At 53.7% G+C, this 5,735-nt stretch carries 6 protein-coding genes; all 6 read left to right on the top strand.

Annotated elements, in window-relative coordinates:
• Positions 1–484 precede the first annotated feature (484 nt).
• Positions 485–961, top strand: coding sequence for a substrate-binding domain-containing protein (locus CPT76_RS14015; RefSeq protein ID WP_105443347.1), 477 nt, complete (start codon positions 485–487; stop codon positions 959–961).
• A gap of 31 nt (positions 962–992) precedes the next feature.
• Entirely contained in the window at positions 993–1,544 is a 552-nt protein-coding gene (locus CPT76_RS14010; protein ID WP_258168426.1) for a substrate-binding domain-containing protein, read from the top strand.
• Positions 1,545–1,656: 112 nt separating this feature from the next.
• Positions 1,657–2,880 (top strand): sugar ABC transporter substrate-binding protein, encoded by a 1,224-nt coding sequence (locus tag CPT76_RS14005; RefSeq protein ID WP_181152843.1) that lies wholly within the window; start codon positions 1,657–1,659, stop codon positions 2,878–2,880.
• A gap of 24 nt (positions 2,881–2,904) precedes the next feature.
• Positions 2,905–3,762, top strand: a complete 858-nt coding sequence (locus tag CPT76_RS14000) for a carbohydrate ABC transporter permease (RefSeq protein ID WP_105443344.1) — start codon at positions 2,905–2,907, stop codon at positions 3,760–3,762.
• A gap of 67 nt (positions 3,763–3,829) precedes the next feature.
• Entirely contained in the window at positions 3,830–4,669 is an 840-nt protein-coding gene (locus tag CPT76_RS13995) for a carbohydrate ABC transporter permease (protein WP_244169174.1), read from the top strand.
• Between the two features lie 40 nt (positions 4,670–4,709).
• On the top strand, positions 4,710–5,735 hold a 1,026-nt coding region (locus CPT76_RS39650), incomplete at its 3' end, for a TIM-barrel domain-containing protein (RefSeq protein WP_308737579.1).

Raw genomic sequence — 5,735 nt, 5'->3', positions numbered from 1 at the left:
CAATCGGTAAGAAATCCGTTCCTGATCGCGGTGTTATAGTAGAGACAGCGGGGCAGGAAGTCATCCATGTACATAACGATTCATACAATGTTGCGCCTTTTCGGACTCCGTAATCCCGAGCTTTTTCGGCTGCGGCTTGTTTTCTTGGAAGGGACAAGCATATATTCATCCGCGGCCATGTCACATGTCTAAGGCTTCTATATCAGTTGAATTTGTAAACCAACAGGGGACTTCCGGGATTCATGCGGAGATCCCTTTTTGCAATGGAACAACTGGAGCTTGTAAGTTAAATAACCATGATCCCGGCTGGCGCTATGAGGAAGGCGAAGAGAAGGACCAGAAGAGATAAAATGATTATCGAACATCATTTTTTGTTATAAACCATCATGAAAGCGTTGACACGCGGGAAGCCGCGGAGTTACAATAAACCTGCCTGAAAGATCAAACGTCTTTCATTCTGCAGAATAAGACAAGAGGTATACTTATGAAGGATCATAAAAGACTGACGTTAAAAGGAATCGCCCAGCAATTGGACATCTCGGTCGCCACGCTGGACCGGGTCCTCAACAATCGCGGCAATGTGAAGCCGGAGACGTACCGGAAGGTTATGGAGAAGCTGGAGGAACTGGAATACACGCCGAACAAATCGGCGAGATTCCTGTCACGGGGGACTGAAATTTCCTTTGCGATTGTGTTTCCGGAGCATCCGGATTATTTCTGGACACAGATTGAGCGCGGCATTCGCCTTGCGTACGAGGAGCTGCGGGATTACGGCCTGCGGATTGAAATTTTCAAATCGGAGAGCTACGACACGGAGAAGCAGAGACAGATCGTGCAGGAGATCGTGGACAGCGGCGCCTACGATGCGCTGGCCTTGTCTCCCAACGACTCGCAGCAGATGGAGGATCCCATAGACCAGGCGATCGATAAAGGAATGGCTGGCGGTATGCACATTCAATAACGACGCGCCGCTCAGCAAGCGCCTGTTTTACGTGGGCTGCGACTATCGGATCGCCGGCAGACTCGCTGCCGACATGCTATGCAAGCTGATCGGAAAGGGCGGCCGGGCCGGACTCATCACATCGGATGCCAGCAGCCTGCCCTCGGCGACTACATTTCAGATGCAACAGAAAATTACCGGCTTCCGCGAAGTCATTGCCGAGCAGGGGAACATCGAAATGGCTCTGCCGCTGAAGCTGAAGCATGAGGAATACGATCATCCGGACCGCTTTGGCGAGTACTTCCGCCAGGTCGATGGCATTTATGTCACGAGTGCCAAGCTGCATGTTATTGCGCGCCATCTGGAAGAAGCGGGTCTTGGCGGCACCGTGGCTCTGATCGGCCATGACATGACGGAGGATATTTATCAGGATCTGGACCGCGGCACGGTCACGGCGACGATCTGCCAGGACCCGGTAAACCAGGGCTATTTGGCGGTCAAGACGCTGTTTAACCTTACGGCCAGCGGCGAGAAGGTGAATTTGCGGGAGAACATCTCCAAGCTGGAGCTGGTTACGAGGGAGAACGCACGGTACTATATCTAAGGGTATAGGATGCCGGGCTTCTCACGAACAAAATGATGTACGTACATCATTTTCTGATTTTAATAATCATTAAAACCCGAATACTAGATCATTTCGTAAGGAGGACATGCTTATGCGCGGCAAAATGAAAGCGCTCTTTCTCGCCTTTTCGCTGTTTGCCCTGACGCTGACCGCCTGCTCGGCAGGTTCCGGTACAGATTCGGGAAAAGTCACCCTGACCTGGTGGGATACGATGACGACGGACGGCAGCGTAACCGCGATCAACAACATCATCAGCGAATATGAGAAGGCTCATCCGAACGTGAAGATCAAGCGAACATACGTATCTTCTTCCGATATTAAAAACAAGCTTTTGCTTGGTTCGATCGGCAATCAGGGGCCGGATATCGTATGGATCGACAGCGCAGACCATCAGACGTTCGCCGCTGCCGGCATTTTGGCTGACATCACCTCCGAGGTCAAAGCGTGGGGCCAGGCGGATCAATATTATGACGGACCATGGTCCTCCACGGTGTACGACGGCAAAAATTACGGCGTTCCGGTCGGAAGCAACAACCTGGCGCTGTTTTATAACAAAGATATGTTTGATGAAGCGGGCATCAAGCCGCCCACCAACTGGGATGAGCTGAAGGAAGACGCCAAGCTGCTCACCAAGAAAAATGTATACGGTTTCGCGGTCAGTGCGGTGAAGACGGAAGAAGGGACGTTTCAGTTTTTGCCGTTCCTCCTGCAGGCCGGCTCGGACGTTCCCGACTTTGATAGTCAGGGGACGCTCGATGCGGTAAACCTGTATGACTACATGGCCAAAAACAACTACATGTCCAGGGAAGTGATCACGCAGAAGCAATCCGACACCGCGACGCAGTTCGCCGCAGGCAAAGTGGCGATGATGGTGAACGGAACGTGGCAGATCCCGTTCCTGCAGAAGGAAGGCAAAGTCAATTGGGGCGTCGTGCCGCTGCCGAAGGGCAAAACGGGAGCGACCGTGCTCGGAGGAGAAAACTGGGCGATCTCTGCAGCCTCCAAGCATAAGGATGCTGCCTTTGACGTCATTCGTTTCGCCAACGAGCCGGACCGGCTGAAGAAGCTCCTTCAGACCAACGGCCGTCTGCCGAGCCGCAAAGATTTGCTGCAGGATCCATTCTGGCAGAAGGATCCGCAGATGAAGGTGTTTGCGGATGCGATGGAGGTGGCCAAGGCACGTGCCTACGGCCCGGATTATGCGGGAATTTCCGAAGCGATCCAGACGATGCTTCAGCAGGTGCTGACCGGGCAGGCTTCTCCCGAACAGGCCGTTCAAACGGCCGCCGGCAAGATCAAACCGCTTGCACCCTAAATATTGAAAAGGAGGAGGAACCCTATGTCAGACCAATCCTATTCCGCGGCAGCGCCGAGAACGTCCAAGCGTTTAAGAAGTACAGCATGGACCCGGTATCTGTTCGTTCTGCCCGTCATCCTGTTCCTGCTGGTGTTCATTATTTTCCCGATCGTGTACAACCTGATTCTCAGCTTTCAAAATGTGACGGTATACAACTTTAAGGGGCATCACGCTTTTGCGGGTCTGGCGAGCTACATTAAGACATTCAAAGATCCGGTCTTTTACACCGCGCTTGGAAACTCGGTATTGTTCACCGTTCTCAGCCTCGTGTTTCAGTTTTCGATCGGCTTTGCGCTGGCCCTGTTCTTCAATCGCAGTTTTCCGGGCCGGGGCCTGATGCGTTCGCTCATGCTGCTCGCCTGGATGCTTCCGGTCGTCATCACGGCTTCGGTATTCCAATGGATGCTGAACGGCGACTACGGGGTGGTTAACTATATCCTGCAAAGCCTCGGGATCATTCACGAGCCGCACAGCTGGCTCAGCGAAAACGGTACGGCGCTGCTTTCCACGATCGTCGCCAACATCTGGGTTGGCATTCCGTTCAACATGATCATCCTGCTGTCCGGACTTCAAGGGCTGCCGGAGCAGCTGTATGAGGCGGCCAAGCTGGACGGCGCGGGAAAAATGCTGCAGTTCCGCCACATTACGCTGCCGCTCATGCGACCAACGATACTGATTTTGCTCATGCTGGGGATCATCAATACGTTCAAGGTGTTTGACATGATCTTCATCATGACGGCGGGCGGACCGGTGAACTCGTCGAACGTCCTGCCGATTTACGCCTACCAGCTGTCCTTCACCACAAATTCCAGTTCAGCCAGGGCGCATCGGTATCCATGATCATGTTCGCGATTCTTACCGTGCTGGCCGTGATCTATCTCCGGATGTCCAGTAAGGAGGAGGCTGCATGATGAACCAGCGAGCTCAATGGAAGGGCGCCGGTATGACTGTGATCGGTGCCGTCATCACCCTGTTGTTTTTGTTTCCCGTCTATTGGATGGTCAAAACGTCGATAACTCCAATCACGGACCTGTTCTCGTCACCGCCCCATTTCGGCGTGCTGAACGCGACCTTTACGGCTTACTATGACAACTTCATTCACAACACGGATATGCTCCGGTATATCGGCAACAGCTTTATTATCGCCATCGGGACGATGATCATGTCGCTGCTGTTCGCCACGCCCGCGGCGTATGCACTGGCGAGACTGGATCTGAAAGGCAAATCGCTGATCATGATTCTGCTGCTCGCGATCCAGATGCTGCCCGGCATTATGATGGCGATGCCGCTGTTCATCATGTTCTCGAAGGTTCATCTCGTGAACAGCTACTTCGGGCTCATCCTGGCGGACATGATCCATGCGCTGCCGTTTGCGGTCCTCGTCCTCCGGCCGTCGTTCATGGCACTGCCCAAAGGGCTGGAGGAAGCGGCGAAGATCGACGGCTGCAACCAGTTTACGGCGTTTACCCGAATTATCCTGCCGCTCGTTGTACCAGGCATGATGACGGTCGCGGTGTTCTGCTTCCTTTTCGGCTGGGGTGACTTTATCTTTGGCCTAACCTTGACGACCGAGGACAGCGTACGCCCGCTGACGCTTGGACTGTACCGCTTTATCGGGCAGTACGGCACGGAGTGGAACAACCTGATGGCGGTCGCCACGCTGGCTGCGCTTCCGATCATTATCATTTTCATCGGCCTGCAGCGCTACGTCGTAGGCGGCATTACCGCCGGTTCCATGAAAGACTGACAATTTTAAATAGAAGATATAGATAGGAGAGAGACCCACTATGAAATTTACAGACGGCTATTGGCATGTGCGGCAGGGGCTGCAGGTATTGTATCCGGTTGAGGTAAGGGATATTGAGACCGGGCAAGACGAAATGACGGTGTATGCGTCCACCAAAAAAATCGTCCACAAAGGCGATACGCTGAATACGACGCTGCTGACGGTTCGTTATTCTTCCCCGATGGAGAACGTCATCTGCGTGGAATACATCCATCATGACGGCATGGACGACAAGGGCCCAGCCTTCCAAATCTATAAGCAGCCGGATTTAAAAGTCCAGGTCGAGAAGCGCGACGGCGCCGTTACACTCACCAGCGGCCAGCTGACCGCCACCGTTCGTCCGGACGAAGGGTGGAACGTCGCGTATGCATATGAAGGACGCCGCCTCACCGGCACCGGCTATAAAGGACCGGCTTACATCAAATCCTCCGAATCGGCGGATGTATATATGAGGGAACAGCTGGACCTGGGGGTCGGCGAATATGTGTACGGGCTTGGGGAACGGTTTACGCCTTTTGTGAAAAACGGTCAGGTTGTGGACCTATGGAACGAAGACGGGGGGACCAGCAGTGAGCAGGCCTACAAAAACATCCCGTTCTACGTGTCCAGCGAAGGATACGGCGTGTTCGTGGATCATCCGGAGCGCGTTTCTTATGAAGTCGGCTCTGAGAACGTCTCAAAGGTGCAGTTCAGCGTTCCCGGCGAAAAGCTGAAGTATTACATCATCGGCGGATCCAATCTGAAAGAGGTTCTGCAAAACTATACGGCCTTGACCGGGAAACCGGCACTGCCGCCTGCCTGGTCTTTCGGCCTGTGGCTGACGACCTCGTTTACGACCAGCTATGACGAGGACACGGTCAACAGTTTTGTGGACGGCATGCTCGAACGGGGCATTCCGCTGCATGTGTTCCATTTTGACTGCTTCTGGATGAAGGAGTTCCAGTGGTGCGATTTCAAATGGGATCCCGACGTGTTCCCGGACCCGCAGGGGATGCTGCGGCGGCTGAAAGACAAAGGCCTTCATATC

This window comes from Paenibacillus sp. AR247, from assembly GCF_002968895.1.
Lineage (GTDB): Bacteria > Bacillota > Bacilli > Paenibacillales > Paenibacillaceae > Paenibacillus_AQ > Paenibacillus_AQ favisporus.
This window is presented reverse-complemented; position numbering and strand designations above follow the sequence as displayed.

Coding starts and splice junctions, on each gene's coding strand:
- CPT76_RS14000 (WP_105443344.1), top strand. CDS start 2,905: ATGTCAGACCAATCCTATTCCGCGGCAGCGCCGAGAACGTCCAAGCGT.
- CPT76_RS14005 (WP_181152843.1), top strand. CDS start 1,657: ATGCGCGGCAAAATGAAAGCGCTCTTTCTCGCCTTTTCGCTGTTTGCC.
- CPT76_RS13995 (WP_244169174.1), top strand. CDS start 3,830: ATGATGAACCAGCGAGCTCAATGGAAGGGCGCCGGTATGACTGTGATC.
- CPT76_RS14015 (WP_105443347.1), top strand. CDS start 485: ATGAAGGATCATAAAAGACTGACGTTAAAAGGAATCGCCCAGCAATTG.